At 55.3% G+C, this 1478-nt stretch carries 1 pseudogene; it reads left to right on the top strand.

The features are described from left to right. Positions 1 to 83 precede the first annotated feature (83 nt). Positions 84 to 1376, top strand: a pseudogene (locus HWQ67_RS18340) (formate--tetrahydrofolate ligase); the annotation flags it as partial. Positions 1377 to 1478 lie beyond the last annotated feature (102 nt).

The following is a 1478-nucleotide window of genomic DNA, read 5'->3' as shown; positions in this document are numbered from 1 at the left end:
CTCATCAGGGATCGGCCTGCCTGGAACAGGGATCGGAGCGCCACCATGACACTTGAGCGCCCTCACCGTTGCCACGATAACGGCAGCATGAGAACAACTACACGGATGAGCAGTTGGCCAAGAGAAAGCTCAGACGTCTTGACATAGACCCCAAGAACGTCCAGATGGCATGGATAATGGACTTCTGCGCCCAATCGCTCAGAAAGATGACCATCGGCCTTGGTGGCAAGATGGATGGCGCTCTGATGGAGACGCGCTTTGACATAGCCGTATCCTCGGAGATAATGGCGATCCTGGCGGTGGCCACGGACCTCAAGGACTTCAGGGCACGTATGGGCAGGATCGTGGTAGCATATGACCGCACCGGCAAGCCTATCACCACGGAAGACCTCGAAGTTGCCGGGGCCATGACGGCATGGATGGTGGAGGCGTTAAACCCCAACCTGTTGCAGTCAATTGAGGGACAGCCCGTCCTGGTACACGCAGGACCGTTTGCCAACATAGCCATCGGACAGTCGTCGATCATCGCCGACAGGGTGGGGCTGAAGCTGGCCGACTACAACGTGACGGAGAGCGGATTTGGCGCCGATATCGGGTTTGAGAAGTTCTGGAACCTCAAGTGCAGATATTCAGGCTTAAAGCCACATGCTGCCGTTATCGTGGCAACGGTGAGGGCGCTCAAGTGTCATGGTGGCGCTCCGATCCCTGTTCCAGGCAGGCCGATCCCTGATGAGTACAAGGGCGAAAACGTCGGATGGACTGAAAATGGTTGCGTAAATCTCGTTCATCACATCAAGACGGTCAAGAGTGCGGGTATCAATCCGGTTGTCTGCATCAACGCCTTCTACACGGATACGGCCAACGAAATCAACGCCGTCAAGCGCATGGTAGAGGCAGCCGGCGCCAGGGTGGCAGTCTCCAAGCACTGGGAAAAAGGCGGCGAGGGTGCTCTTGAACTGGCCGATGCCGTCGTTGACGCCTGCAACGAAGAAAACGAATTCAAGTTCCTCTATCCGCTTGAGATGCCGTTACGTGAGAGAATACACAACATTGCAACGAAGGTCTATGCCGCAGACGGGGTTGAGTACTCCGCCGATGCACTGAAGAAGGCCCAAAACATAGAGTCCGACCCCGAGTTGAGCAAGCTCGGCACCTGCATGGTCAAGACACACCTCAGCGTCTCCGACAATCCCAACAAAAAGGGCGTCCCCACAGGTTGGAAGCTGTTCGTCAGAGACATACTCCTGTACAAGGGAGCGGGATTTGTGGTTCCCGTGGCCGGTGACATAAAGCTCATGCCCGGAACATCCTCAGACCCGGCCTACAGGCGCGTCGATGTAGACGTCGAAACAGGCAGAGTCAAAGGCGTATTCTAAAGAGTAAGGGAAAAGACAAGAAGGGGGGCGGAACCGCCCCTTTCTTTCTTCTATTCGAGCAACTTTGATACCCGAAAAAACTCGAATCCGATCAGTATATTA

This window comes from Candidatus Magnetobacterium casense (assembly GCF_019173545.1).
Lineage (GTDB): Bacteria > Nitrospirota > Thermodesulfovibrionia > Thermodesulfovibrionales > Magnetobacteriaceae > Magnetobacterium > Magnetobacterium cryptolimnobacter.
The sequence above is the reverse complement of the archived record's forward strand: the minus strand, read 5'-3'. Positions and strand labels throughout refer to the sequence as shown.